The following is a 25,353-nucleotide window of genomic DNA, read 5'->3' as shown; positions in this document are numbered from 1 at the left end:
CCACAGGAACACGATCAACTTGAATACCACCTCCACGCTCACTTTCAGGCCAGCGACCGAAGCCGACATCGGCGCCATGTCGGCGATTCGCCTGACCGTCACCGAAAACCGCCTGCGCGACCCGGGCCGCATCACCATCGCCATGTACCGCGATTATCTGGGACGCCTGGGCCGCACCTGGGTGTGCGAGGACGATGGCGTGATCGCCGGTTTTGCCAGCGCCGACCGCGAACAAGGATCGATCTGGGCGCTGTTCATCGACCCCGCGCGCGAAGGGCAGGGCATCGGCAAGCGCCTGCTGGCGCTGGCGGTGGACGATCTGTTCGAACAAGGGCACGCGCAGATCGTGCTCTCGACCGGCGCCGACACCCGCGCCGACATCTTTTACGAATCGCAGGGATGGGAGCGCGGCAAGATGAAAGACGATATCGAAGTGCAGTATTCGCTGCAGCGCGCACGCGCGGCGCCGCCGCTGAACGACAACCTGTACGAGGCCAGCGTGCCCGTGTTCCGGCGCTACCTGCGCCATCTGCGCGCCATGCTGGTGCTGGCCGAAGCGCATCCGGACGGCCACGCCCTGCTCGGCGCGCGCCTGGCGCCGGGCATGCTGACCCTGGCCGTGCAGGCCGAGGTGGCGGCCAACTTCGCCGTGCGCGCCTGCGCCCCGCTGGCCGGCAGCAGCCTGTCGCAGACGGGCGCCTTTCCCGCCAGCGCGCTGCGCGACAGCGGCACATTCGCGCCGACCTACGAGGGCCTGCGCCAGCGCATCGACTTCGTGCTCGGCTTCCTGGACGCGCTCACCCCCGCGCAGTTCGACGGCGCCGCCAGCCGCGTCGTCAGCGACCGCGCCGGCGAAGCGCTGGTCACCCTGCCGGGCCAGCCCTTCCTGCTGCAGTATGCGCTGCCGAACTTCTTTTTCCACCTGACCAGCGCCTACGCCATCCTGCGCCAGGGCGGGGTCGCGCTCGGCAAGGCCGATTTCGACGGCTTCCATGTCTACACCAATGCCTGAGCCAACGACCCAGCTGGAAGACATCGGCCTCGCACCCGCCATGGCGGGGGCCATCGCCCGCGACGTGGCGCGCGGCGACGCCCGCTCGCTGCTGCATGAACTGCTGCTGCGCGGGCTGTGGAGCAGCGTCGCCGACGAAGCCGCACCGGAGGCGCTGCTGCGCCACGGCGGCGCCGCCGGGCGGCTGCTGGCGGCCGGGGTGGACCTGCACGACCTGCTTGACGTCGTGCGCGAGGCCCAGGTCGACACTATCTACAACGTGGCGCAGCTGATCGACTGGCCCGCCGAGGGGCTGGCATTGGACGACGCGTTCGAGGCCCGGCTGCTGGCCGGCCTCGCGCAAGGCGGCGCCACGCCGCAGCCGCTGCCCGAGCTGCATGCCTGCCTGATGGAGCGCGATCCCACCGGGCGCGCCGGCGCGCCGCGTTCTCCCGAACTGCGCCAGTTCGGCATGCTCGACGCGGACATCCGGCGCCAGATCACGGCGCTGAGCGGCGAGCGCAAGTTCTCCGCCGCCGCCGTCCTGTGGAAACAGCACGTGGGCGGCGAGCTGAAAACCGCGCTGGCGGCGGTGCAGTCGCTGGCCAGGCACCCACGATAGGCGCCGCCCGCTGCCGCCGCGCCAAGCCCGGCGGCAGCGGCGCGCCAGTACGCTACAATCGCTTGTCAACCACAAGAGGACTCCCATGCCCGCCATTCCGACCTGCCTGTTCCCGCCGATCCAGCCGACCCGGCACGGCATGCTGGAAGTCGATGCGCTGCACACCATCTACTGGGAGGAAGTGGGCAATCCGAAAGGCATCCCGGTGCTGTTCCTGCACGGCGGGCCGGGCGCCGGCCTGTCGCCGCAGCACCGGCGCTTTTTCGATCCGCAGCACTACCGCGTCATCCTGTTCGACCAGCGTGGCGCCGGCAAATCGACGCCGCTGGGCGAGTGGCGCGAGAACACCACCCAACTGCTGATCGGCGATATCGAAACGCTGCGCGAGCAGTTCGGCGTGGACAAGTGGCTGGTGTTCGGCGGCTCGTGGGGCTCGACCCTGGCGCTGGCCTACGGCGAAGCCCATCCCGAGCGCTGCCTCGGTTTCATCCTGCGCGGGATTTTCCTGTGCACCGCCGCCGAAGTGGACTGGTTCCTGCACGGCGTGCGCTGGTTCTACCCCGAGCTGTACGACGAATTCGTGGCACCGATTCCCGAGGCCGAGCGAGCCGACCTGCTCACCGCCTACACCTCGCGCATGCTGTGCGACGACCCGGACGTGTACTGGCCGGCGGCGCGCGCGTGGAGCCGCTTCGAGGGGCGCCGCGTGTTCCTGCTGCCGCAGCCGGAAGACACCGCCTCCGACACCCTCGACCTGGGCGTGGGCCGGCTCGAATCGCACTACATGGCCAACCAGGGCTTCCTGGACGAAGACCAGCTGGTGCGGGACGTGGGCCGCATCGCGCACCTGCCGTGCGTGATCGTGCAGGGCCGCTACGATGTCATTTGTCCGCCGCTGTCGGCCTACCGCCTGCACCAGGCCTGGCCCGGCGCGCGCCTGCGCATGGTGGCCGACGCCGGCCACGGCGCGCTGGAAGCGGGCATCGCCAAGGCGCTGGTGGGCGCCACCGAGCAGTTCAAGCGCAGCGGACGCTTCGATTAGGACGGCGCGGGTGGCCCTGCTACACTAGCGGTTGTACACGCATTATCAACTTACAGCGCCCTATGAATCTCCAGCTCACCGATATGGGCCACGTCATCCAGTTGGCCATCGCGCCGGTGTTCCTGCTCACCGGCGTGTGCACCAACCTGATGGTGCTGACCAACCGCCTGGCGCGCATCATCGACCGCTCGCGCGTACTGGAAGACCGGCTCGACATCGGCTGGCACGACGCCTACATGGACGAACTCGACGTCCTGTACCCGCGCTGGCACCTGATTAACTACGCCATCGCGCTCAGTACCGCCTGCGGCCTGCTGATTTGCCTGATCATTGCGCTGCTGTTCCTGGGCGATACCACCAATGTCTCGCTGGACCAGTACATCGCCGGCCTGTTCGTGATCGCGATGCTGTGCCTGATCGGCAGCTTTGTGTACCTGCTGCGCGAAATTTTTGTCGCCTCCAAGACGCTGCGTTCGCGCCGTCACGTGCGTCCGCGCGGTTCGCCGCCGGCCGCCAACTAACAGATTGAATTTTCTTATGCACGATTACCAACGTCCTCCCACCTTGTACCGCTACGCGCCGCGCGCCGAACTGGAAGCCGCGCTGGCCCTGGGGCAGTTTCGCCTGGTCCCGGTCAACAACTGCCTGACCCTGTCGTTCTCGCAAGCCTGGGACACCGCCCTGTTCGACATTTTCTCGCCGGCCGACTGCTGCCTGGTGATCCACAATACCGAGGAATTCGGCGAACGCCTGCACCGCGCCGTGCAGCGCACCCTGCCAAGTTGGGCCGGGATCGACGGCGCCGTCGAATACGGCGTGCGCGCGGCCCTGGGCGCCGCCTTCACCAAGAGCAGCGCCGAAGCCGAAGAACGCGAATGGCAGTTCGCCTGGCGCGCCATGGCGCCGCAAATGAGTCTCAATCCCGTGACGGTCAAGATCGGCAGCATCGAAACCTTCGCCGAACTGCGCGAGCCGCAAAGCTACCAGGCTTAGTTGACAGGAGCGTCGCCGCGCTCCAGCCGCGCAAGGACGGCCTTCATCATGCGCTCGATGTCGGAGCGGATGATGTTCGCCCCCAGCATGCCGGGAACGTAGAACTTCGGTACCAGCTTGCCGCTGTAGACGATGCGCGTGCCGCCCGTCTCGGGCACCGGGATCAGCTGCCAGCGGCACTGGTAGACGCGCATGTCGCCGGTCACCAGGCTGATGTCGATCGACGTCATCGCTTCTTCGCTCGCCTGCACGATCAGATGGATGTCGCGCCGGATGAACAGGAAGCTGGCCACCCCGAACTGCTCGATGATTGCCTTGTTGCCGGTGCGCGAAAGGACCTTGGACGTTTTCAGGTCCGGCACGAACTCGGACATGCGGTCATAATCGGTCAGCACCTTCCACACGGCCGCCGGCGCGGCGCGCACCTCGCCGCTGGAGGCGACCTCGAACATGTGCTGGTCCGCCAGATCGACGCGCTTGACCGTCACTTCCAGCCTGGATTGGGCCAGGGCGGGCGTGGAACAGGCAAGAAAGCAACATAATAGGATTCGCGGAAACATAAGCTCAGCCTACGGGAAAGCGGCGGCCCTGACAAGGAGGCACACTCAAGCGTGCGCGGGATGGCGGCCGGCGGCGGGTCGAAGATTAGAACCCGGCATCTACAGAAGTAGGTTGTAATGTCGTCTTGATATGCAGTCCCGACGTCCCGTCTTCACGCCCCCACCCATCACAATCATGACAATCCAAGCCTACCCGCACCTGCTCGCGCCCCTGGACCTGGGCTTCACCACCTTGCGCAACCGCGTCATCATGGGTTCGATGCACACCGGGCTCGAAGATCGCTTCTACAATTACGGCAAGCTGGCCGCCTTCTACCGCGAGCGCGCCAAGGGCGGCGTGGGGCTGATCGTCACCGGCGGCATCTCGCCCAACCGCCAGGGATGGCTGCTGCCGTTCGGCGGCACCCTCAATTTCGCCGGTGACGTGTACAACCACCGGCGCGTCACAAACGCGGTGCACGAGGAGGGCGGCAAGATCCTGATGCAGATCCTGCACTCGGGACGCTATGGCTATCAGCCGCTGGTGGTGTCGGCGTCGGGCGTGAAGTCGCCGATCTCGCCGTTCAAGCCGCGCGCGCTGACGGAAAGCGGGATCGAAGCGACCATCCGCGACTACGCGCGCTGCGCCAAGCTGGCCAAGCGCGCCGGCTACGACGGCATTGAAGTGATGGGCAGCGAAGGCTACCTGCTCAACCAGTTCCTGTGCGCGCGCACCAACCTGCGCCAGGACCGCTGGGGCGGCAGCATCGAGAACCGCATGCGCCTGCCCGTCGAGATCATCAAGCGCATCCGCAAGACCGTGGGCGAGGACTTCATCATCATGTACCGCCACTCGCTGCTCGATCTGGTCGAAGGCGGCAACACCTGGGACGACGTGGTCAAGGTCGCGCACGCGCTCGAACAGGCCGGCGTCACCATCCTCAATACCGGCTACGGCTGGCACGAGGCGCGCGTGCCGACCATCGTCACCTCGGTGCCGCGCGCGGCCTTTGCCAGCGTGGCCGGGCGCCTGCGGCGCGAAGTGAAGATTCCCGTGGTGGCCTCGAACCGCATCAACATGCCGTTTGAAGCGGACGACATCATCGCCCGTGGCGACGCCGACATGGTGTCGATGGCGCGCCCGTTCCTGGCCGACGCCCAGTTTGTCATCAAGGCGGCCAGCGGGCGCGCGGACGAAATCAACACCTGCATCGGCTGCAACCAAGCGTGTCTCGATCACACCTTTGCCAACAAGCGCGCCAGCTGCCTGGTCAACCCGCGCGCCTGCCACGAGACGGAGCTGGTGTACGCCAAGACGGCCAGGCCGCGCAAGGTGGCGGTGGTGGGTGCCGGTCCGGCCGGATTGTCGGCGGCGACCGTGGCGGCCGAATGCGGGCACGCGGTGACCCTGTTCGATTCGAGCGACACGGTGGGCGGGCAATTCAAGATCGCCATGCAAATCCCGGGCAAGGAAGAATTCGCCGAAACGATCCGCTACTTCCGGCGCAAGCTGGACCTGACCGGCGTGACCTTGCGGCTCGGTGAGCGGGTCACGCGCGAGGCGCTGCTGGCGGGAGGTTTTGACGACGTGATCGTCGCCACCGGCATCAAGGTGCGCATGCCGCCGATCGAGGGCATCAAGCATCCCAAGGTGCTGTCGTACATCGACGTGTTGCAGAACAAGGCGCCGGTGGGCAAGCGCGTGGCCATCATCGGCGCGGGCGGGATTGGTTTCGACGTGGGCGAGTACCTGCTGCACAACCCGGCGCACCCGCTGCCGCTGCCGGTGGCCGAATGGGCCGGTGAATGGGGCGTGGATCTGGAGGCGACCACCAGTGGCGGGCTGGTGGCGCCGCACGCCGCCGAACCGGTGCGCCAGCTGTTCCTGATGCAGCGCAAGGCGTCCAAGCTGGGTGCGGGGCTGGGCAAGACGTCCGGCTGGGTGCACCGCGCGACCTTGAGCCGCAATGGGGTGGTGATGCTTGCTGGTGTCACGTACAACAAGATCGACGACCACGGGCTGCATATCACGGTCGGTGGGGAAGAGCGCTTGATCGCGGTCGACAATGTGATTATCTGCGCGGGGCAGGATAGTTTGACGGAGTTGATGCCGGAAGAGGGCGCGGCGGGCGGCGGGCCGGTGTTCCACAAGATCGGCGGCGCGGCGCTGGCGGCCGAGTTGGACGCCAAACGCGCTATCAGGGAAGGCGCTGAACTGGCTGCACGGCTATAAAGACCGGTGCACTCAAAACCGTCGTTCCCGCGTACGCGGGAACGACGGTTTTGAGGCTAGCGGATTAGGGCTAACGGTTATGGGGTTAGCCCGTATCGGCTACTACTTCTTGCGCACCACCACGCACCCAATTGAATACCCCGCGCCAAACGAGCAAATCACGCCGTGCGAGCCGCTTGGCATGTCGTCCTGGTACTTGTGAAACGCGATGATCGAGCCCGCCGACGAGGTATTCGCATACGTGTCCAGAATGACCGGCGCTTCCTGCGGCTCGGCGTCGCGCCCGAGCAGCATGCGCGTGATCAGCAAATTCATGTTCAGGTTCGCCTGGTGCAGCCAGTAGCGCGACACCTGCGCCACTTCCAGCCCCGCATTGGTGATCGTCTCGCGGATCATCTCGGCCGCCATCGGACACACTTCCTTGAACACCTTGCGGCCCTGCTGGCGGAACAGCTTGTCCGGCTGGCCGATGCCCGCTTCGTCGAAGCGGTTCATGAAGCCGAAGTTGTTGCGGATGTTGTTCGAGAATGTGGTCTTGAGCTTCGATTCGAGAATCTCGAACTGGTGATTGCTGGTCGCCGTCTCGGCCGCTTCGACCACGATGGCCGTGCAGGCGTCGCCGAAAATGAAGTGGCTGTCGCGGTCGCGGAAGTTCAAATGGCCGCTGGTGATTTCCGGATTGAGCACCAGCACCGCGCGCGCCTGTCCGCTCTGCACCGCCGCCATCGCCGTCTGGATCCCGAAGGTCGCCGAGGAACAGGCCACGTTCATGTCGAAACCGAAGCCGTCGATGCCCAGCGCTTCCTGTACTTCCACCGCCATGGCCGGATAGGCGCGCTGCATGTTGCTGCACGCGACCAGCACCATGTCGATGTCGGCCGCCGTGCGTCCGGCCCGGTCCAGCGCCTGGCGCGCCGCGGCCACGCAGATTTCAGCCTGCAGCGAGATGTCTTCGTCGGCGCGCTCGGGAATGCGCGCCGTCATGCGCGCCGGGTCCAGAATGCCGGATTTTTCCATCACATAGCGCGATTTGATACCGGACGCTTTTTCGATAAAGGCCGCGCTCGATCCTTCGATCGCCGTCAGTTCGCCCGCCGCGATCGCAGCGGCGTGTTCGGCGTTGTACAGCTCGGCGTAGGCGTTGAAGGCGACAACCAGCTCTTCGTTGGAGATCGAATGGGGCGGCGTGAACAGGCCCGTGCCGCTGATGACGACTTGTTTCATGGTAAAGCTTTCAAATAGGGTAAGCCGGGCGTAACCCGGCACGTGCCGCTGATTCTACACAATGGCATTCGCGGTGGCGAGAAAAGCGCGGGCCAGCCCCATGGACAGTGCCTATTTGCGTTTTTTCGCGGGTGCCGGCGCCGCCGGCGCTTCCGCCACCAGGTCCTTGGCCGGCTTGGCCAGTTGCACCGGCAAGCCTTTCAGGTGATTCAGGGCCTGGGCCAGCTGGAAATCGTCGGCGCTGCCGTATTCGAGCGGCTTGCGCTTGCGCTCGACCGCCAGCAGGCGCCGTTGGGCGTCGAGCTGCTCGCGCGTACTGGCCGCGCTTTCCTTGTCGCGGTCGTTGGACAGGTGCTTTTCCAGGTCGGCTTCGCGCATGCGTAAGCCGTTCAAGCCATCGCCGTCAGCGTTTTCGTCGACCAAAAAGTCGGGAATGATGCCGCGCGCCTGGATCGAGCGCCCGTTCGGGGTGTAGTAGCGCGCCGTGGTCAGCTTGACCGCCGTGTCGCCGCCGAGCGGCTTGATGGTCTGTACCGAGCCCTTGCCGAAGGTCTGGCTGCCAAGAATCACGGCGCGCTTGTAATCCTGGAGCGCGCCGGCCACGATTTCGGAGGCCGAGGCCGATCCGGTGTTGACCAGCACCACCATCGGTACCGTCTTGAGCGCCGCCGGCAGCCTGGCCAGCACGTCGCCGTCGCCCTGCAGGGTGTAATACTCGGGTTTGCCGAGGTAGCTCTGGCGCGAATTGGCCAGCTGGCCATTGGTCGAGACGATTTCGGCGCCGCGCGGCAAAAACGCGGCCGACACGCCAATGGCGCCTTGCAGCAGGCCGCCCGGGTCGTTGCGCAAGTCCAGCACCAGGCCCTTGAGGGATGGATCCTGCTGGTACAGCGCCGCCAGGCGGGCCGCCATGTCGTCCACGGTCGGTTCCTGGAATTGCGAAATGCGCAACCAGGCGTAGCCCGGCTCGACAATCTTGCCCTTCACGCTTTTCTGGATGATTTCCTGGCGCATGATCGTCATCACCAGCGGCAGCGCCACGTCCTTGCGCAGCAGGGTCAGGGTGACCTTGGTGAGCGGCTCGCCGCGCATCTTCTTGACCGCTTCGTCGATGCCCAGGTTCTGGATGGCCTCGTTGTTGATGCGCGTGATCAGGTCGCCCGCCTTGATGCCGGCGCGCCAGGCCGGCGAATCCTCGATCGGGGCCACGATCTTGATGTAGCCTTCTTCGCTCTGGGCAATTTCGATGCCCAGGCCGACGAACTTGCCCTGGGTGCCTTCGCGCAGGTCGCGGTAGGCTTTCTTGTCGAGGTAGGCCGAATGGGGATCGAGCGAGGCCACCATGCCGGTGATGGCGTCGGTCAGCAGTTTCTTGTCGGCCACCGGCTCGACATAATCGGTTTTGATCAGATCGTAGGCGTCGGAGAGCTGGCGCAGCTCTTCGAGCGGCATGCCTTGCTCGACCGGCTTTTGCGCCAGCGCCGAGAACTGCATGGAAAAGGCTACGCCGGCAAGGGCGCCCAGGCCGACCAGCCCGGAATTTTTGAGGGTAGAGCCCATGGTGTCACCTACGATGCCAAGAAGAATGCGCCACTCCAGCTGATGAGCTGGCACGAATCCAGTATAAACCCGATTGCACGGCCCGCAGCGAAATTGTGCAGGTCCGGCCTGTGTATCGAAAAGTAAAAAAACCGGACCCGGCGGTTGCGCCAGGAGGGCAGCGGCTAGAATGCCAGCATCGCGAGCCCCATGACGCGCCCAGCAGTTGCCGTCCAGCCAGCCTGATTCACCACCGAACCCCCGATGAGCAAACTGATCCCCTTCGCCTGCGCCGCCCTGATTGCCAGTATCGCCCCGTCCAGCCATGCCCAGGAGGCGCCCGCCGCGCCGCTGAGCGCCGTGCCGGCGCAGGAACCGGCCGCCCTGCCTGCGTCCACGTCCAAGTCCAAGGGCGAGCCCAAGGGCGAGCCCAAGGCCGCAGCCGGCGTGGCTGCGGTCACCATCAATGGCAGCCGCGCTGGCGACACCGAATCGCGCCGCCTGTCGACCGCCGCCAAGATGGTGTTCGGGCGCGAAGAACTGGACCGCAACGGCGACAGCAGCGTCGGCGAAATCCTCAAGCGCCTGCCCGGAGTGACCATGGGCGGGCCGCCGGGACGGGGCGGCGGCGGGGTGCGCATGCGCGGCCTGGGCAATGGCTACACCCAGATGCTGGTCAACGGCGAGCGCCCGCCCGCCGGTTTTTCGCTCGAATCGCTCGCGCCCGACCAGGTCGAACGCATCGAAGTCATGCGCGGCCCCGTGGCCGAGCACAGCACCCAGGCCATCGCCGGCACCATCAACGTGGTGTTGCGCGAGGGTTACCAGCAAAAGGATGTGCAGCTCAAGCTGTCCGACAGCATCGAAGATGGCCGGCACGGACCGAACGTCTCGCTCACCATGCCCGGCAAGGTGGGCGCACTGACCTGGCTGATGAGCGGTTCGGTGGGCACCAACCGCCAGCACGACGAGAACGTCACCACCTACCGCGATACCGATGCCGCCGGCCTGCTGCTGAAAGACCAGCAGGTCGATGGCTCTAGCCGCCGCAGTTCGCGCTCGGTACACCTGACGCCGCGCCTGTCGTATAAGTTCGACAATGGCGACACGCTCAATTTCCAGCCGTTTTTGATGCATAACCGCAGCGAAGGCGACAGCAACAGCCTGCTGACCCAGCGCATCGGCCCGCCGCAGCGCGAATACTCGCTGGCGCTGGCCGACTCGACCTCGTCGATGACCATGCTGCGCGGCTTCGGCAACTGGCTGCACCGGATGGAAGCCGGCGCCAAGCTCGACGTCAAGTTCGGTTTCGGCGGCGGCCGCAGCGAAAGCACGTCGCTGCGCAAGCAGTACGCCGACAATGGCGTGCTCAAGGATTACTTCAACGACGTCGACACCTCGCGCAGCCATAACCTCAACAGCGGCGGCAAGTACAGCACGCCGCTGGCCAAGGGCCACCTGCTGGCCGCCGGCTGGGACCTGGAAGGCGGGCACCGCGAGCAAAGCACGGTGGCGCTGGTCAACGGCCGCGCCCAGTTCGCCGAATCGGGTTCCAGCATGACGGCCGACACGCGCCGCGTGGCCGGCTATGTGCAGGACGAGTGGGATATCACGCCGCAATGGTCGGCCTACCTGGGCTTGCGCTGGGAAGGCATCCGCACCAGCGCCACCAACCAGGGCCGTGACGTGCGCAACAACAGCAGCGTGTGGAGCCCGGTGCTGCACACGGTATGGCGCATTCCCGGCTTCGAAAAGGACCAGATCCGCGCCAGCCTGACGCGCAGCTACCGCGCGCCCCAGCTGAACGACCTGATCGCCGTGCCGACCTGGTCGCAGCTCAACAGTGCAACCCGGCCCGACCGCACCGGCAATCCGAACCTCAAACCCGAGCTGGCGCAGGGCATCGACCTGGCCTACGAACACTACCTCGGCAAGAGCGGCATCCTCAGCGCCAGCGGTTTTGTGCGCAACATCGATAACCTGATGCGGCGCGAGCTGACCCTGCGCGACACGCCGGACGGCCCGCGCTGGCTGTCGAGCCCGTCGAACATCGGCAGCGCGCGCACCAGCGGCATCGAGCTGGAAGCCAAGTTCCAGCTGGCCGAGCTGGTGGCCAACGCCCCGAATATCGACCTGCGTTCGAACTACAGCCATTTCTGGTCGAGCGTGGAGGGCATTCCCGGCCCCGACAACCGGCTCGACCAGCAAGCCAAGCAGACCGCCAACGTCGGCCTCGACTGGCGCCTGAAGAATGTGCCGCTGACCCTGGGCGGCAGCTACAACTGGACCCCGGCGATCCTGGTGCGCACCAGCGCGGATGAAGTCGCCACCACGGGCGTGAAGCGCCAGTTCGACGTGTACGGCCTGTGGAAGATCAGCGCCGCCACCCAGCTGCGGCTGTCGGCCAACAATCTGCTCAACGACGACTACCTGGCGGGCCGCACCGTGACCCGGAACGGCATCGCCCAGCTGTCGGACACGGCCAGCCGCACGTACACGACGTGGACAATTCGGCTGGAAATGAAGTTATAGTGATCGATACCATGGCCACAAGCCATTTTTTCCCTGCCCCATAAGGACACCCCTGTGAAACGATTTCTTCTGAGTACCCTGACCCTGAGTTTGGCGGCCGCTTTCGCCAACGCCGCCGATCCGGTCCCGCCCCGCGCGCCAATTTCCGGCATCGACATGCAGTACATCGACAGCAGCGTGCGTCCGCAGGACGACTTTTTCAGCTACCTGAATGGCGTGTGGCTGAAAAACACCGATATCCCGTCCGACAAGTCGAGCTGGGGCACCTTTGCCAAGCTGCGCGACGACACCTTGCCGCAGTTGCGCACCCTGATCGAAACGGCCCAGAACGAGAAGAACAAGAAAGCCGGCAGCGAGGCGCAGAAAATCGGCGACCTGTACAACAGCTACATGAACGAAGCCAAGCTGGAAAAGCTCGGCTACAAGCCGCTGGCCGGCGAATTGCAGCGCGTCCGCGCACTGCGCGACAAGAAAGCCATTCCGGCCCTGATCGCGCACCTGACGCAAATCGGCGTGGCCGCGCCGTACGGCATCTATGTGGGCCAGGACAGCCGCGAATCGACGCGCTATGCCACCTACATCAGCCAGGGCGGCCTGGGCTTGCCGGACCGCGACTACTACCTGAAAAAAGACGATGCCAAGCTGGCCGACGTGCGCGCCAAGTACGAGCGCCACATCGAGAAAACGCTGGGCATGGCCGGTCACAAGGATGCGGCCGCCGCAGCCAAAGCCATCCTGGCGCTGGAAACCGCGCTGGCGGAAGTTCAGTGGAGCAAGGTCGAGCTGCGCGATCCGGTCAAGCGCTACAACAAGGTCGAGATCGCCAAGCTGGGCGAGCTGACCCCGGGCTACGACTGGAAGAGCGCATTGGGCGCGGCCAACGTGGCGGGCAAGGTCGACTATGTCATCATCGGCCAGCCGAGCTACCTGAGCGGCTTTAACCAGGTGCTGGAAAAGACCGACCTGGCGACCTGGAAATCGTACTTCGAATGGCATTTGCTGACCAGCTATGCGGAATACCTGTCGAAAGAGTTCGTCGACGCCGATTTTGCCTTTTTTGAAACCGTGCTCAAGGGCGTACCGGAACAGGAACCGCGCTGGAAGAACGGCGTCTCGACCGTGAATGGCGCGCTGGGCGAAGCGGTGGGCAAGGAATACGTCGGCAAATATTTCCCGGCCGAGCGCAAGGCGCGCATGGAAGAGCTGGTGCAAAACCTGCTGGTGGCCTACAAGCAGAGCATCGACACGCTCGACTGGATGGGTCCGGAGACCAAGAAGGAAGCCCAGGCCAAGCTGGCCAAGTTCCGCCCGAAGATCGGCTACCCGAGCAAATGGCGCGATTATTCGGCGCTGACGGTCAAGCAGGATGATCTGGTCGGCAACATGATGCGTGCGCGCACCTTTGCCTACAACCGCAGCATCAACAAGCTGGGCAAGCCGATCGACCGCGAAGAGTGGGGCATGACGCCGCAGACAGTGAACGCTTACTACAGCTCGACGATGAACGAAATCGTGTTCCCGGCCTCGATCCTGCAGCCGCCGTTCTTCGACATGCGCGCCGACGACGCGGTCAACTACGGCGCCATCGGCGCGGTGATCGGGCACGAGATCAGCCATGGCTTCGACGACAAGGGCAGCCAGTCCGACGGCGACGGCAACCTGCGCGAGTGGTGGACCAAGGAAGACCGCGCCAAGTTCCAGGCCAAGGCCGACATGCTGGTCAAGCAGTACAGCGGCTACAGCCCGCTGAAGGGCTACAACGTCAATGGCGAGCTGACCCTGGGCGAGAACATCGGCGACAACTCGGGCGTGGCGATCGCGTACAAGGCTTACAAGCTGTCGCTGGGCGGCAAGCCGGCGCCGGTGATCGACGGCCTGACGGGCGACCAGCGCTTCTTCATGGGCTTCGGGCAGGTATGGCGCATGAAGATGCGTGAAGCGCAGCAGATCGTGCAGGTCAAGACCGATCCGCACTCGCCGGGCCAGTTCCGCGCCAACGGCACGATGATGAACCAGCCGGCGTTCTATGAAGCGTTCGGCGTGAAGGAAGGCGACAAGATGTACCTGCCGCCGAAAGAGCGCGTCACGATCTGGTAATCGGGTCAATTGAGACGACAAGGGCCACGCAAGTGGCCCTTTTTTTGCAACGTGCTTTGCGCAGGGTGCGGGATGATGTGGGCGCTTGCTAACGTCGTAGCGGGCTGGGGTGTGGTGGAAAGTCGCTGGCTGCGGAGCCAACTTGGACCCCCGCCTTCGCGGGGGTGACGGCTGTGGCGGCTGCGACAGCGGCTGCGGTGGGGGCTTGTCGTTGCTGGCACTGCCGGAAACGGCTTCCCGCGCGGGCGGGACGCCAGGTTTGCAATGGCCGCGCGTCCTTGCTTATCTCCAGGCGAAAAAAAACCGCCCTGAACAGAGCGGTTTATCCGGCGTTGCGAACGCTTACTTGGCTGCGGCAATCATGAAATCAACCGCTGCCTTCACATCTTCATCCGAGGCTGCCGAACCGCCTTTTGCCGGCATCATGCCCGCCTTGCCGGCAAATCCCTTGATTGCGTGCTCGTACAGCAATGGCGCGCCTTGCGCAATGCGTGCGGCCCATGCAGCTTTGTCGCCGAGCTTCGGCGCACCGGCAATACCTGCACCGTGGCAAACAACGCATGCGGCGTTGTAGGTGGTTTTGCCGATATCGGCGGCCAGCTTCGGTGCTTCGGCCGGGGCTGCTGCCGCTGGCGTTGCTGCCGGAGCTGGTGCCGGGGCTGCCGCTTCGGCTGGCGCTGCTGCTTCGGCCGACGCGGCCGGTGCGGCGGCGGCTGCCGCTGGCACAGCTGGTTCCTTGAACTTGGCGCCGCTCTGGTTTGCCATGTGCACGACCGCGCGCGCTACTTCGACATCGTCCAGATCAGGATTGCCGCCGCGGGCAGGCATCGCGCGGATACCGTCGATCGCGTGCTTGACCAGCGTATCGTAGCCTTGAGCAATACGGGTACCCCAGCCACCGGCGTCGCCCATCTTCGGTGCGCCAGCGGCGCCCGTTGCGTGGCAGGCCGCGCAGTTGGCCGTGTAGACGGCGTCGCCAGCGAGGAAAACCTTCGGCGCGTTGGCATCCTTGAGGATGAACCCTTCATCGGCCACCGGATGCAGACGCGCTGCGATCGCTTCGGCCTTCTGGCTGTCGGTGCCGGCACCAGTGGTTTTCTTCGTCGTCACGAGGGTCACCAGCAGAATGATGCCGATGACAGTGACCAGGAAGAAGCCGGCCACCGCAGCGGCGAGCTGCTTGGGTGTCCGGATCGCGGATTCGTGTTCGTTGTGTGCGTCGCTCATGATGTCCTTAGTACAATTTTCAAAAAGCTGCCGGCCGGTCGTGTTCGCATGGAGGAACTTGCAAATACTCGCCAAACCCGCGATTATAGACTCAAAGCACCTCTTATGGAACGCAAATTCCCTGTAACGCGACACTTTCCATGGACGCGGGTACAGAAAAAACGGTATCCTTCGCGTTACGTTCGACATTCCTCAGCGCGGCTGTAGCTCAGTGGATAGAGTATTGGCCTCCGAAGCCAAGGGTTGTGGGTTCGATCCCCGCCAGCCGCACCAAAAACCTCTTTAAATTCAATTGGTTGGCCAGTTTGCCCCTCTGCGGCCACTCGCTCCTTGCGTCAAAAATTTTCCTATGTAGGGGTAATGTAGGATTTTTTGGTCAACAGTTCTCCATAGAGCAGCACCTGCGCCGCGTCTTCGGACGGGGTGAGGGCACGAGGGAGGCGCGTGAGATCCCGCTTGGCAGGGCGACTTCCACCTATTGCAGCTCAGTGGCGTATTGACGTAATGCCTGCCGTTTGTGCTCAGGTAGTTCTGAGTAGGCCAAGATGATTGCAGCAAGGCGGTCGTCGCCGCAGTAGAAGTAGGCCGTAGAAATTCCTAGCACTTTGGCAATACTTTCGACGAACTTGTGCGACGGTTCATGAATGCCATTCTCATACCGGCTCATCCGAGCACTTGCCGACGACTCCTCCAGCCCCGCCAACACCCCGAGTTTGTCCTGTGGCAGCTCTGAACGCAGTCTGACTTCGCGGAGGCGACGCGCAAACGTTGAAGACTTCTGCAAGAGGAGTGACGGCATCCGTCGATAATCGTAGATTACCTTGGATATTTCTCTACGATAAACGTAGAATTAGCGTCTTAATCGTTGATTCCGGGAATGCTCCAGTTGAAGAAATCTTTTTTCGTTATCTTGCTGCTAACAGCCTGCGCGTCTACTACCGGGGTCGTCCCCACTGGCAAGGACGCATACATGATCGTCCGCGAGGACAACAGCCCGGCTGCATCTCTGGGGACTATTAAGGCGGCGACATTCAAGGAGGCCGGGGCGTTCTGCGCGGGGCAAGGAAGGGCCATGCAGATCACAAAGGAGAGCGATACGCCGCGTTCGTTGGGACAGTTCCCCCAGACGACGTTGCACTTCACTTGCGTGTAGCGCCATGCAGATCACTTGGACCGGCGATGTCGACCACGCCCGAGACATCGACCCCACGGACGCCATAGCCCGCAGTGCAAGAACTCTATCTGCCGACGAGCGCTACATTCTCTATAGACTGGCGGCTGGCCTCTCGCGCGATCCTGGCACGATGGCGCATACCGGCATGCGGGTGCTCCTACCCGTCGCTGATTTTGCTCAACACGGCGGTTTGAAGAGCAACGTTGCATATCGTCGCCTTGGGGCCGCCACTGAAGCACTTTTTGGTCGAACGGTAGAGATTGAGTTTGGCAACGGTACTGAATTGCATTTTTCGTGGGCCTCAAGCATGTGGACACGAGACGACGCTTTCGAGCTGAATTTCACTGGCACTTTTGTTGAGCATCTTTTGGCCGCGCTTACGCAGTCGGCGGGCAGCGCGAGCGACACTCCGTCTTTCATTAGCCTGGAAGAAAAACACGAATGCCGTGACAACATCCTTCTGGTTGCGTTGGCGCCGGCGAAGCCCAAGAGCAAGCTCAAGCCGGGGCGTCCTTGTAGAGTCATCCAGTGGCCACGCCTGTTGCAGTGGGTAAAAAAGCGTTTGAAAAGGCTAGTGTCAGCCGAGCAGGCAGACCGGCTGATCGAATTGGCGGATACAGAGGAGCCGTGGCGCAGAATGTCCCGTTCTAAGTTCCATGACTTTACGGCGCGTGACATCGGTGCGCTAACAACGTGGCTCATCGACAAGATGGATACTGCGGAGGACATGCCCCTCACGATACCGTACGCCGGCTAAACGCTGCTGCTGGCAACTTGGCCCAACGTGGCGGCCTGCATTACCTGCTGGTGTCTTTTTGTTTGCTCTCATCCACATCACCATGACTCGCTTCGCGCCTCCTGCTGTGTATAAATGCCCGTCCTGTGGGAACCTGCTGACGTGGGCGCGGCTCGCTTCGTTTCGCCCTATGGGCGCAGGCACTAAATGGTCGGATGGTGGCGAGGCCGAGAACGGATTGGTTGCCATGTGCTTGGTCATAGGTTGCCCCGGATGTTCAACAATTTTGTGGCGCGAAGACTGTGATTCTGTGGGGACCTTGCCTCGCAAGCCGTCTGAAGTCGGGCCACTCGCACGCGTGATCGCGAGGTGGAATGGGGATAAACACGGCCTCCTTGCCGCCGAGCAGACGTGGCGCGATGTTCCGGTCGAATGGAAAGACGCACAGCGTGGCAGGCCGTTGCGGAACCTCACCGTGGACAGCAAAATAAAGCAGGCGCGCGCCCTCTCCCCACCACGCGAACTATATCTGCGACGCCATATTTGGTGGCTAAGCAACGATCATGAGCGAGTGCTCGATGACGGAACACGGTGCAGGCGTGAGCCTGCGCTGTCCAACATCGCGCGTGAGGAAAACATGAGGCGGCTCTTGGAATTGCTGGAAGCGATTGATGACGCACCAATGCACCGCATAGAACTCCTGCGGATGTTGGGTAGATTCGATGAGTCAGTCGCGCTATTGAAGTACACGGCAACTCCAATAGGCCGGCTGGTTGGGAAGAACCTCGAAATCGAGGCCTGGGCGTCGGCAGGCGACACAAGCTTGAAAGTGATGTCCGTCCGTACCTCGCATCGCGGGCGGTTGGGAGATTGACGTGGAAAGCCGAGCAGGGTGCCCTAAGAGCTGCCAGGGGCGCCGGGAACACTTGGTCGACCTTTTCCATAGGGCAGGGTCATCGACGGCGTAGGGAGGCTTTTAGAGCTTGCAGGCGACATTGCAGGACGTACTTGTGCGACGCCGCCCATCGCCATCACAAACTAACGTGGGTCGCTGATCGTTGATCCACCGCCGTTTCCTGAGGCTTGCCCTGATTTTCAACTACGCACATAATCACTGCATCATTCACGAGGGAGATTCGGTCATGCCAGCACAATTCGATGTAGTCCTGTCTGATGACCTCAACAGGGACATAGACAAGGCAGTAGAGGCGAACGCGACCAACAGGAGCGAGCTGATGCGTAAGGCGTTGCAGCTCTATCTCGCCGCCCTGGACGGCAAGCGACGCGGCCTCAAGCTGGGGCTGATCGATCCGAAGACCGAGAAGATGCAAACAGAGTTCATCGGCCTATGAGCAATGGCGTCAGTCACTGTCAGACTATCCCCCGTTGACACAGGAGCCGTCGCCCGCAGAGGGCTTGATCGGAGCTACAAGGAGTTGATGGCCTACCGCCAAGCGCTTCGCCTCGTCCTCGCCGTATTTTGCCGCCGAAAAATATCGACGCTTGGGTAGCCCTGCTTTATCTCGGACCATGGAAGTCCAGTATCTTGTTGTGTAGGTCTTCCCATCAGCGGTCACTGTCTTCACATTCGTAATCCCGACGCCGGGCACGTCGCACTCCGGCACTCGCGCATACGGATGCTCCTTCGGCTCCACCTTGCATGGTCGACGAATCAGCGGATATTCTGCTATCGGAAACGCCCGCGTTTCGCTCTTAATATCGGGATGAAGGACGTAGAAACCCTGCACCGTTTCAAGCATCCGTGAGCGTGCTTGAACCGCAAGGTCGAAGGCAGCTTGGTCACCATATCTTTTTATTGAAAATTGTTGCGTGCGGTTGGCCCCGTCACCAGTTAGGAGCCTCGCCTTCCAATAATCCTGGCCACGGTCGCGGGTACGAATTACCCCTGGAACTCCACTCGTGTTTGTGGTGCGGACTGTGGCGCAAACCTCGCGCTTGGATAACGGAACACATTCTATGTTGACCTCATCGCGGAAAGCAATAGCAGCCCGCATGGCGGCATCCATCCCCCCAAATTGATCGGCATTGAATCGGCGGTCGACAATATACCCACGTCGCCGGATCAACACCCTCCATCCGAGTTGCACCCATCCTCCATCGGGGTTTTTATACCTATAAGGGGAGATTCCGTAGGGCTTCGTCATCGAAGTGCCGTCTTCCGGTGTGAGTGAATTTTTCAGTATTGAAGGGCTAAAGGAGAGTAATAGTGGCGTTCCGCCAATTGGCCCCATCAAACTCGACCAAGGAATTTGAACCTGTGAGAATCAATTTCCCGTCAATAACAGCCATTCGACTGCAAAAGAAATCTTTAATTTGTGTCGCTTTTTTACCTTCTACTTTAAACAATCCGAATCGACCGAGCCCTACATAAATCACCCCCAGATATTCAATGACGCAATAAATAACATGTTTGACACTTTCGCCGTTGTGAATTACATCGATTTTTTCCCAGTAATCCTGCCCATTCCATCGATATAGAACTCCGTCCCAACCACACACGTATATTTCTTTGTCGGAAACACGATGGAGTCCTATCAACTGCTTATTGGTTGGCACTGAGTCGACTTCATGCCAATCAGAGCCATCAAAACGCAAAACAATACCTTTGGCTCCGACGGCGATAGCAATATTCGGTTGCACAGGCTGAATTAAGTTAACCCACTGCGTTGGGAAATTTCGGGAAATTTTTGCGCCGTCCCAGTGGGACAAACCTTTGCTGTGTGCAAACCAACAATTCTGTTCATCCACACCCCAGATGGACACGACGCCGCCAAATTGGCCAGTCTTGTGGACTACACGCTTACTATTTTTGACATCTATTAGTTCGCCTGACGCTGTTCCGAGGATATAGCAATTGGGTGTAAATCGATAAATTGAAGTCACCCATGTATCAATGCTAAAAAGCAACTTCCATTCTATTTTCCCGGCTACAGCATGCACCGCGAACACGCCGCTAACAATTTCTTCGGGGTCATCCCCTTCATAGTTCCAGCACGCATGGACCAAATATTCATGGGCTTTCTCTCCTGGAATTACCTTGAACAAATCCATTTCAATTTTTCGATTATCATGCGTGTTATTAACAGTTGCCATTTTAGCTGCCCTTTTTTTAATTGGGAAAGTGAAAGTCTCAATGCCCCAGCGATATCAAGTGTTGTTTTTCGACCAAGGTATCCGAACAACAGTATTGTCGTTGATCTTCGGACACAAGCGTTTTATCCACGCGTCAACAACGGCCATCACACACTTTGCCTCTTTACTTGTAAGCTCGCCCGCCTCTAACTGTTTCTCGGCATTATCTTTAGCTTTGCCGTACGTGTATGGACGCCCACTTGCCGCGGCCTCATTAGCATGCTCCCTCTGCATTAAAGTAGCCTTACCATGTGGGCTGGTGACATCTTTAGTTCCACCGCGTAAAGCGATACACGGAGCAGCGGAAAAACTATACCCAGTACAGATTGGAGGTTCAAGCGAACTGGACAGTTTTTGCTTTCCGTCCATAAATATTGCATGCTGCACAACGTGATGAGACTGCTCATCGTTGATCCTATTTTCTTCCTCATCTCTGCCGCCGTGTGGATGAACTGGATATTTTTCCAACTCTTTTTTGCAATCTATCTTCTTGTCGTCTTCCTTGCCATCATGTCCCACAGGACGAGTGTTACCCTTACTAGGTTGCGGTGTAGGTAATGGCACCGGTGGCGTCACCGGTGCCGGGGCCGTCGTCGTTTCTGGGGCTTCGGTTTCGTTCCAAATACTGGAGCGCGTGGTGGGGCCTTGGCAATCGGTGCTTGCGGCAGGCGACTGATGCCCTCGCGTATCGCGGCGCGGGCAGCGGCCCGCGCGAGGGCAACTGCCAACGCCCTAGCGAGAATCATCCCCCCAGCAGCTAATAGAGGAAATGGCATGCCGTCTACCCGTGGTTATTGGTTGTAAGATCATCGTCACGGCACACGTTGTACCCCTCGACAAATACGTTCATCGACCATGATCTGAAGTAACACTTCCCCTTAATCACGTTGGTAATCGCGCCCTTTTTAAAGTTCTCCGTCGCCGCCTCATTGCCCGTGCTTACCTTGAGGAAGGATTTGTCGCGTTGCATGATCTCCTTGCCTGCGATGAAGACACTGCGCGATCCGTTCGTCGTATCCTTCGCATACGCGCTGTTAGGATAGGGCACAGGCACACCTACCTTGGCTGGGTACGGGGGGCTAAAACACACGTCTGGAAAGTTTGCGCGGGTCACGCTGTCCCCCGCTTTCGCCACCACCTCATGCCCATTGGCATAGACTTCATGCGCCATAGTTGCCTCCTCGTTTAATGATTTTCTTGAACATCGGCGATGACGCTTCGACCACCGCGCGGTATTGCCTGCTGAACTCGAAGGCGACGATGTGCGCGGCGCGCGCGCCGCTGTCGTTCCCAGCCAGGCAGAGCGCATTGTTTCCCGGCAGGTAATGCTTTTTCTGCGCTTCGAGCAGCCAGGCATATTGAATGCATCCCACCACGCTGCCGGTCTCGCCAAGGCTTTCTGCCGGGAGCCACAAGGGGGTTGCAGTACGGACGCGCGTTTGGGCCAAGGCCAACTCTTCAAACCGATAGTGCTCGCCGTTGGCATCGCACACGCACAGGTCAAGTTCGTCAGCGGGAGCATAAGCGGCTTTTAGAGCGTGCTCGATGGCTTGCGTCAGCCCATCGCCGCGCAAGGGCGCATCGCTGTCGCGCACGGCCAATTCACGCGCCATGCCCGCCCCGAACACCTGCAACTCTACGTCGCGCTCATCGTTCGTACGCTGCACCAGCAGCGCTCCCGCTGCTTCCCCTGGGATGAAGCCAGCCCGGACGCCAGATGCCAAAAGACGCCGTTTGTCGAGATTGTGAATGATGGTGCCTCGATTGACGAAGGTATCGGCAGCGACGATCAAGACTGCGGCATGTCCCTTATCGAACAGCAGTTTGTACGCAAGTTCAAGGGCAGTTGCGACGCCAGTCTGCCCCTCTGTCACCAAGGTGGAGTCGCCGTGTACGGGATGACCAAAATGCTGCTCCAGTCTGCTCAAGATGCCCGTGTCGAGGTCAGTCAGCCTTCCTGCCCGCTCCAGTTCAGCCACGCATAGCAACAGCGGTGTTGAGGCGAGTGTCGCCCGATGGCCAGAGGCCAGCGCTTGGCGGATGGCTGATACTGCCATTTGCGCCAGCTTGTCCAGCCCAGTTCCTACGCCCGGCCAGGGTACGGACGCGCCGATCAACGGTTCATGCTCCTGGTCGACGAATGCAAGTTCGACGAAGTTATTCTGGCGTGTGCGCAGGGCGGCGCAGGTCGATGCCGTGTCGAGGCCAACGCTGGTGACTAGACCCGCGCCACGAATGGCGATGCGTGGGCGGCTCATAAGCGCATCTCAATGGCTGGCCCCCGGCAGCAGCCGGTGGGGTCGATATCTTGTTCAGGTGCCCCGACCTCAACATGGCCAATCTCGTCAATGGCGCGACGCAGGGGCTTTGCTACCCGCCAAGTGACGCTGAATCTTTGCCGGTCAGGTTCCAGCAACAGCGTATCGGCGCGCGCTGGCAGGGTCTGTGATGCCCCGTCTTTCGGATTAAACGTCACGTCGAGTGATAGCGACGGCAAAGTAAAGTCCAGACGGCCCGACGGTGTGAGGGCAGGGAGGGTCAAGTTGAGAAGCGTGACGGTCTCTCCCCCGATCAAAGCGTCAAGTTGCTGGTCTTCAGGCGCGCTTTGGAAATAGCGCTCATCAAAATCATGGGGTAGGAACGGAAACACGTTCTTTTGCCACGCTTCGTCGTAGGTGCCGGCATACTTGAGCCGTTGGCTCCAGTTGCGGCCTAGCGGCCCAAAACCCATCGGCGCGTATGCTTTGCCCGGATGTTTAATCTTGGCCTCGACGGCCTCCGTCTGCGCCATAGGAGCGCCATCGATCAAGCCACGGCGGATTTTTTTCTGATACCCAAGTCCAATGGGATTGGCGAGATAAGCCGCACGTTTGTCGGGTTTGCGCGGATTTTTCTCCACGCCCCCGAAGGCAATGTCGTAACTGATGGGCTGGCGTGTAAACGGAACGGCCGGGCCGGGGTTAATACCGAGCAGGCTGGCGCGCCAGTTGCGCTTGCCATAAACATGAAATGCTTTGCTGACGCTCCCGACTTGGAACCCCACACCGACGCGTTGCGCCGCCACCCCCTGGGGTGCATAGGCACTGCCTAACAACAGCACCTCACAGCGCGGTTTAACGAGTACGAACTCGCATTCATACTCCGGTGCCGACAGCCCAGGTTCCTCGGTCGCGGTATCGGCGCTCACAGGCTCGATCTGCGTGTCCAGCAACTGCGCCGGCTCGCCGCTAAGGGGGAGGCGGTAGGTCGCCTTGATGACGACCAGCAGGTGCTTACGTCCGCTTTTATCCGCAGCGGTGGTGCAAGCGGCGGCAAAGCCGGTGTGATTGATGATCTTCATCGGCGGCTCTTCAGTTAATCGAGACGGAACTGCCCTTGATCGCGTTTTGCCCTGCGGCGCGCGAGAGCAGATCAAGTCCGCGTATTTCGACGTTGCCATCCACATCAAGTGTGATGCTGGCTCGGCCACATTGCAAGGTCAGCTTGCGGTTTGCGACCAGCTTTACTTCGTCGCCGTCGCCGATGACTCGCAAGGGTGATGATGTAGAGGTCAACGCTGGGGCTTGCGCACTGTCCTTGCTCCTCACGGCAGAGCGGTGCAAGAGGCCCATGACCACAGCTTGCGTGATGTCGCCGCGTTCAAACTGGAGCGCCACCATGCTCCCAATGTCAGATTGCGCAAGCGGCGCAAATGTACGAGCGACGGCCGGTCCTTGGACCGGGTTGCCTTCAAAGTCGACGAGGGGAGCCATGTCGCTTGTAAAGCCGGTGAGGGTGCCGATGACCAGCCCCGTCACTGGCGTGGCCTGAGCGGCGTCATGTGTCTGTGCTGCGAGAGGTTCCGAAGCAACTGCGGTCTGCTCAATCATCATGGTTGTGTCGGTCATAATGTACTTCCTTTAAGTTGTTGCAAGCGCAACCACTGTATCGCGCTGTGTGCGCGTGTGGGCAGCAGCATGCTTCCCGGTTGCAAAAGGGACCAGTACAAAGCGGCGAGTTCCCGGTGTGCCTGCTCGCCGTGGTCGAGAATTTCGGAGAGCCAGGCGAAACTCACGGGTCGCCCTAAAAACAGCCGTGCGTCATCACGATAGTGCGACTGGTTGTCATGCCACCACGCGGCAACTTGGTCGGCAGCGGGATAGGGGTATCCATCCTTGATAGCCGCGTCGAATTGCTCCTCACCGAGCGGCGAGGCCAATACCGCGTCGCTCCGTTCGCAATCAAACCCCGTAATCATGCGGAAGGCTTCGGCGGCGGTAGCAGCCAGGGCCGGCACACGCATTTGCTCGATGAGCCAATTGCCGTATCCGGCATGCCCACTCCAGCCAACCGCCTTTATCATCAGTTCAGGCGTCAGTGGCGATTGCGACAACTTGCCAAGGTACTCCAGCACCCGCGATTGAGGAAGGGACAGGCAGATCAGCTTGAGCGCATGAGGTTGATGGCTGTCGCCTTGGTCGACGAACGATTGGAGTACCGTAAGCGACTCTTCATCGAGGCCGTTGAGCAGGGTCGCGGTCCAGGCCCCCCAAAAGCGGATAGCTGGGTCAGATCGCCTCGCCGGGTCGAGCCACGCTCTTACTTCCGCAAGTAAATCGACGCGGCCGCACTCGCCTGCGGTGCGTAGCGCCCGGCTGACCAGTTCAGGGGTGCTGCCCGTCAGGATGGCGGAGAGGTGATCCCCGCCTGACAGCCGATGCGTATGGCACTGCGCCAGCGCCGCGTCGCGGTAGCGAGGGTTGGCGTCACTCAGATGTGCCGTCAGGGCTGTGACGACCAGCGGCGAGTCATGCCAAGCGAAAAGGCCATCCAGTGCCCATGCCTTGCCCGGTAACGCATCGGTTCGAGCGAGCATTGAAGTGATAGCCGCTTCGTCTTCGCTGAGGAAAGCAAACGCAAGCGCGGCAAAGATATCGGCGGACAGGTCCGGCGCATCGGTGGCAAGTGCATTTCGCACTGCGTCCAGTCCACCACTTCCCGCAACGAGCAGACCGTCGAGATGCGCGTCGATGGATTCATCGTATTGCACCAGCATGGCGAATGTAGTTCTTGGATGATCGAGATAGGCGCTATCGCGCCGCCACCAGCGGGTAGCCACTTCTGTAGCGTGGCGACGGACGACTACAGGAATGCTAAAAGAGATTGGCGGCACTGAAGTGCTGCTTTGTTCTGACATGTCCGCCTCCAGCGACTGCACAGGAATAATAATGGGAACTGATTGCGAACGGCTCCGCGCGCATGCGCGAAGCCG

24 protein-coding genes and 1 tRNA gene are annotated in these 25,353 nt (G+C 61.6%); 12 read left to right on the top strand and 13 right to left on the bottom strand.

Going from position 1 to position 25,353, the window contains the following annotated elements; all coding sequences use genetic code 11:
- The first annotated feature begins 19 nt into the window (after positions 1-19).
- The 5 genes from F2P44_RS01935 (at position 20) to F2P44_RS01915 (ending at position 3,648) form a co-directional block, all read left to right on the top strand.
- Positions 20-1,012: a DUF1993 family protein gene (locus F2P44_RS01935; protein WP_167084495.1), complete on the top strand. Its 993-nt coding sequence runs from the start codon at positions 20-22 to the stop codon at positions 1,010-1,012.
- A complete protein-coding gene (locus F2P44_RS01930; RefSeq protein WP_167084493.1) occupies positions 993-1,613 on the top strand; it encodes a hypothetical protein in 621 nt (206 codons plus the stop codon). The genes F2P44_RS01935 and F2P44_RS01930 overlap by 20 nt, the downstream gene beginning before the upstream one ends.
- Before the next feature lie 85 nt (positions 1,614-1,698).
- Positions 1,699-2,655, top strand: a complete 957-nt coding sequence (gene pip / locus F2P44_RS01925; protein ID WP_167084491.1) for a prolyl aminopeptidase — start codon at positions 1,699-1,701, stop codon at positions 2,653-2,655.
- Positions 2,656-2,717: 62 nt separating this feature from the next.
- A complete protein-coding gene (locus tag F2P44_RS01920) occupies positions 2,718-3,176 on the top strand; it encodes a DUF2721 domain-containing protein (protein WP_167084489.1) in 459 nt (152 codons plus the stop codon).
- A gap of 16 nt (positions 3,177-3,192) precedes the next feature.
- Positions 3,193-3,648: a hypothetical protein gene (locus F2P44_RS01915; RefSeq protein ID WP_167084487.1), complete on the top strand. Its 456-nt coding sequence runs from the start codon at positions 3,193-3,195 to the stop codon at positions 3,646-3,648.
- On the opposite strand, the gene F2P44_RS01910 is transcribed toward F2P44_RS01915, so the two are convergent.
- On the bottom strand, positions 3,645-4,208 hold the full coding sequence (locus F2P44_RS01910) for an SRPBCC family protein (protein ID WP_167084485.1): 564 nt from the start codon (positions 4,206-4,208) through the stop codon (positions 3,645-3,647). The two genes, F2P44_RS01915 and F2P44_RS01910, sit on opposite strands and share 4 nt — an antisense overlap.
- Before the next feature lie 175 nt (positions 4,209-4,383).
- Between F2P44_RS01910 and F2P44_RS01905 the strand changes: the two genes are divergently transcribed.
- Positions 4,384-6,420: an NADPH-dependent 2,4-dienoyl-CoA reductase gene (locus F2P44_RS01905; RefSeq protein ID WP_167084483.1), complete on the top strand. Its 2,037-nt coding sequence runs from the start codon at positions 4,384-4,386 to the stop codon at positions 6,418-6,420.
- A gap of 102 nt (positions 6,421-6,522) precedes the next feature.
- On the opposite strand, the gene F2P44_RS01900 is transcribed toward F2P44_RS01905, so the two are convergent.
- Together F2P44_RS01900 and F2P44_RS01895 are read right to left on the bottom strand one after the other, a co-directional pair.
- A complete protein-coding gene (locus tag F2P44_RS01900; RefSeq protein WP_167084481.1) occupies positions 6,523-7,644 on the bottom strand; it encodes a beta-ketoacyl-ACP synthase III in 1,122 nt (373 codons plus the stop codon).
- Positions 7,645-7,755: 111 nt separating this feature from the next.
- Complete coding sequence (locus tag F2P44_RS01895) at positions 7,756-9,204, bottom strand: S41 family peptidase (protein ID WP_167084479.1); 1,449 nt, start codon at positions 9,202-9,204, stop codon at positions 7,756-7,758.
- 243 nt (positions 9,205-9,447) lie between these two features.
- Here F2P44_RS01895 and F2P44_RS01890 point away from each other — a divergent pair, with 243 nt between their 5' ends.
- Together F2P44_RS01890 and F2P44_RS01885 are read left to right on the top strand one after the other, a co-directional pair.
- Positions 9,448-11,715, top strand: a complete 2,268-nt coding sequence (locus F2P44_RS01890) for a TonB-dependent receptor plug domain-containing protein (protein WP_167084477.1) — start codon at positions 9,448-9,450, stop codon at positions 11,713-11,715.
- A gap of 54 nt (positions 11,716-11,769) precedes the next feature.
- The gene (locus tag F2P44_RS01885) at positions 11,770-13,812 is read left to right on the top strand and encodes a M13 family metallopeptidase (protein WP_167084475.1); all 2,043 of its coding nucleotides are present in this window, start codon (positions 11,770-11,772) and stop codon (positions 13,810-13,812) included.
- A gap of 342 nt (positions 13,813-14,154) precedes the next feature.
- Here F2P44_RS01885 and F2P44_RS01880 read toward each other — a convergent pair whose 3' ends face one another.
- On the bottom strand, positions 14,155-15,039 hold the full coding sequence (locus F2P44_RS01880) for a c-type cytochrome (RefSeq protein ID WP_167084675.1): 885 nt from the start codon (positions 15,037-15,039) through the stop codon (positions 14,155-14,157).
- A 197-nt stretch (positions 15,040-15,236) separates the two neighbouring features.
- On the opposite strand from F2P44_RS01880, the gene F2P44_RS01875 reads away from it, so the two are divergent.
- Positions 15,237-15,312 (top strand) — tRNA-Arg (locus F2P44_RS01875).
- Between the two features lie 202 nt (positions 15,313-15,514).
- Here the strand turns inward: F2P44_RS01875 and F2P44_RS01870 are convergent.
- Positions 15,515-15,838 (bottom strand): helix-turn-helix domain-containing protein, encoded by a 324-nt coding sequence (locus tag F2P44_RS01870; protein ID WP_167084473.1) that lies wholly within the window; start codon positions 15,836-15,838, stop codon positions 15,515-15,517.
- Positions 15,839-16,196: 358 nt separating this feature from the next.
- Here F2P44_RS01870 and F2P44_RS01865 point away from each other — a divergent pair, with 358 nt between their 5' ends.
- From F2P44_RS01865 to F2P44_RS01855, 3 genes are all read left to right on the top strand, one after another.
- On the top strand, positions 16,197-16,970 hold the full coding sequence (locus F2P44_RS01865) for a replication initiation protein (RefSeq protein WP_167084471.1): 774 nt from the start codon (positions 16,197-16,199) through the stop codon (positions 16,968-16,970).
- A 58-nt stretch (positions 16,971-17,028) separates the two neighbouring features.
- Positions 17,029-17,823, top strand: coding sequence for a hypothetical protein (locus F2P44_RS01860; protein ID WP_167084469.1), 795 nt, complete (start codon positions 17,029-17,031; stop codon positions 17,821-17,823).
- Between the two features lie 268 nt (positions 17,824-18,091).
- Entirely contained in the window at positions 18,092-18,301 is a 210-nt protein-coding gene (locus F2P44_RS01855) for a ribbon-helix-helix protein, CopG family (protein WP_167084468.1), read from the top strand.
- 24 nt (positions 18,302-18,325) lie between these two features.
- Here F2P44_RS01855 and F2P44_RS01850 read toward each other — a convergent pair whose 3' ends face one another.
- The 8 genes from F2P44_RS01850 to F2P44_RS01815 all read right to left on the bottom strand — a co-directional run bounded on the left by F2P44_RS01850 (position 18,326) and on the right by F2P44_RS01815 (position 25,278).
- On the bottom strand, positions 18,326-19,114 hold the full coding sequence (locus tag F2P44_RS01850) for an AP2 domain-containing protein (RefSeq protein WP_167084466.1): 789 nt from the start codon (positions 19,112-19,114) through the stop codon (positions 18,326-18,328).
- Between the two features lie 46 nt (positions 19,115-19,160).
- Positions 19,161-20,063: a beta propeller repeat protein gene (locus tag F2P44_RS01845; protein ID WP_167084464.1), complete on the bottom strand. Its 903-nt coding sequence runs from the start codon at positions 20,061-20,063 to the stop codon at positions 19,161-19,163.
- A 54-nt stretch (positions 20,064-20,117) separates the two neighbouring features.
- Positions 20,118-20,666, bottom strand: coding sequence for a hypothetical protein (locus F2P44_RS01840; RefSeq protein WP_167084462.1), 549 nt, complete (start codon positions 20,664-20,666; stop codon positions 20,118-20,120).
- Positions 20,667-20,883: 217 nt separating this feature from the next.
- On the bottom strand, positions 20,884-21,273 hold the full coding sequence (locus F2P44_RS01835; RefSeq protein WP_167084461.1) for a DUF4150 domain-containing protein: 390 nt from the start codon (positions 21,271-21,273) through the stop codon (positions 20,884-20,886).
- The gene (locus tag F2P44_RS01830) at positions 21,263-22,360 is read right to left on the bottom strand and encodes a hypothetical protein (RefSeq protein WP_167084459.1); all 1,098 of its coding nucleotides are present in this window, start codon (positions 22,358-22,360) and stop codon (positions 21,263-21,265) included. The genes F2P44_RS01835 and F2P44_RS01830 overlap by 11 nt, the downstream gene beginning before the upstream one ends.
- Positions 22,357-23,442, bottom strand: a complete 1,086-nt coding sequence (locus tag F2P44_RS01825) for a DUF2169 family type VI secretion system accessory protein (RefSeq protein WP_167084457.1) — start codon at positions 23,440-23,442, stop codon at positions 22,357-22,359. Before F2P44_RS01825 ends, F2P44_RS01830 begins: the two co-directional genes overlap by 4 nt.
- A 10-nt stretch (positions 23,443-23,452) precedes the next feature.
- Complete coding sequence (locus F2P44_RS01820; protein WP_167084455.1) at positions 23,453-23,989, bottom strand: DUF6484 domain-containing protein; 537 nt, start codon at positions 23,987-23,989, stop codon at positions 23,453-23,455.
- Positions 23,986-25,278, bottom strand: a complete 1,293-nt coding sequence (locus tag F2P44_RS01815) for a hypothetical protein (protein WP_167084453.1) — start codon at positions 25,276-25,278, stop codon at positions 23,986-23,988. The genes F2P44_RS01820 and F2P44_RS01815 overlap by 4 nt, the downstream gene beginning before the upstream one ends.
- Positions 25,279-25,353 lie beyond the last annotated feature (75 nt).

The organism is Massilia frigida (assembly GCF_011682175.1).
GTDB classification, from domain to species: Bacteria; Pseudomonadota; Gammaproteobacteria; order Burkholderiales; family Burkholderiaceae_D; genus Telluria_A; species Telluria_A frigida.
Note: the sequence above shows the minus strand (reverse complement) of the source record. Positions and strands in the feature narration are given on the sequence as shown.

Bases quoted from the DNA above. Each gene is read 5' to 3' on its own strand.
- F2P44_RS01930 (WP_167084493.1), top strand. From the start codon at position 993: ATGTCTACACCAATGCCTGAGCCAACGACCCAGCTGGAAGACATCGGC.
- pip (WP_167084491.1), top strand. From the start codon at position 1,699: ATGCCCGCCATTCCGACCTGCCTGTTCCCGCCGATCCAGCCGACCCGG.
- F2P44_RS01920 (WP_167084489.1), top strand. From the start codon at position 2,718: ATGAATCTCCAGCTCACCGATATGGGCCACGTCATCCAGTTGGCCATC.
- F2P44_RS01915 (WP_167084487.1), top strand. From the start codon at position 3,193: ATGCACGATTACCAACGTCCTCCCACCTTGTACCGCTACGCGCCGCGC.
- F2P44_RS01910 (WP_167084485.1), bottom strand. From the start codon at position 4,208: ATGTTTCCGCGAATCCTATTATGTTGCTTTCTTGCCTGTTCCACGCCC.
- F2P44_RS01905 (WP_167084483.1), top strand. From the start codon at position 4,384: ATGACAATCCAAGCCTACCCGCACCTGCTCGCGCCCCTGGACCTGGGC.
- F2P44_RS01900 (WP_167084481.1), bottom strand. From the start codon at position 7,644: ATGAAACAAGTCGTCATCAGCGGCACGGGCCTGTTCACGCCGCCCCAT.
- F2P44_RS01895 (WP_167084479.1), bottom strand. From the start codon at position 9,204: ATGGGCTCTACCCTCAAAAATTCCGGGCTGGTCGGCCTGGGCGCCCTT.
- F2P44_RS01890 (WP_167084477.1), top strand. From the start codon at position 9,448: ATGAGCAAACTGATCCCCTTCGCCTGCGCCGCCCTGATTGCCAGTATC.
- F2P44_RS01880 (WP_167084675.1), bottom strand. From the start codon at position 15,039: ATGAGCGACGCACACAACGAACACGAATCCGCGATCCGGACACCCAAG.
- F2P44_RS01870 (WP_167084473.1), bottom strand. From the start codon at position 15,838: ATGCCGTCACTCCTCTTGCAGAAGTCTTCAACGTTTGCGCGTCGCCTC.
- F2P44_RS01865 (WP_167084471.1), top strand. From the start codon at position 16,197: ATGCAGATCACTTGGACCGGCGATGTCGACCACGCCCGAGACATCGAC.
- F2P44_RS01855 (WP_167084468.1), top strand. From the start codon at position 18,092: ATGCCAGCACAATTCGATGTAGTCCTGTCTGATGACCTCAACAGGGAC.
- F2P44_RS01850 (WP_167084466.1), bottom strand. From the start codon at position 19,114: ATGACGAAGCCCTACGGAATCTCCCCTTATAGGTATAAAAACCCCGAT.
- F2P44_RS01845 (WP_167084464.1), bottom strand. From the start codon at position 20,063: ATGGCAACTGTTAATAACACGCATGATAATCGAAAAATTGAAATGGAT.
- F2P44_RS01835 (WP_167084461.1), bottom strand. From the start codon at position 21,273: ATGGCGCATGAAGTCTATGCCAATGGGCATGAGGTGGTGGCGAAAGCG.
- F2P44_RS01830 (WP_167084459.1), bottom strand. From the start codon at position 22,360: ATGAGCCGCCCACGCATCGCCATTCGTGGCGCGGGTCTAGTCACCAGC.
- F2P44_RS01825 (WP_167084457.1), bottom strand. From the start codon at position 23,442: ATGAAGATCATCAATCACACCGGCTTTGCCGCCGCTTGCACCACCGCT.
- F2P44_RS01820 (WP_167084455.1), bottom strand. From the start codon at position 23,989: ATGACCGACACAACCATGATGATTGAGCAGACCGCAGTTGCTTCGGAA.
- F2P44_RS01815 (WP_167084453.1), bottom strand. From the start codon at position 25,278: ATGTCAGAACAAAGCAGCACTTCAGTGCCGCCAATCTCTTTTAGCATT.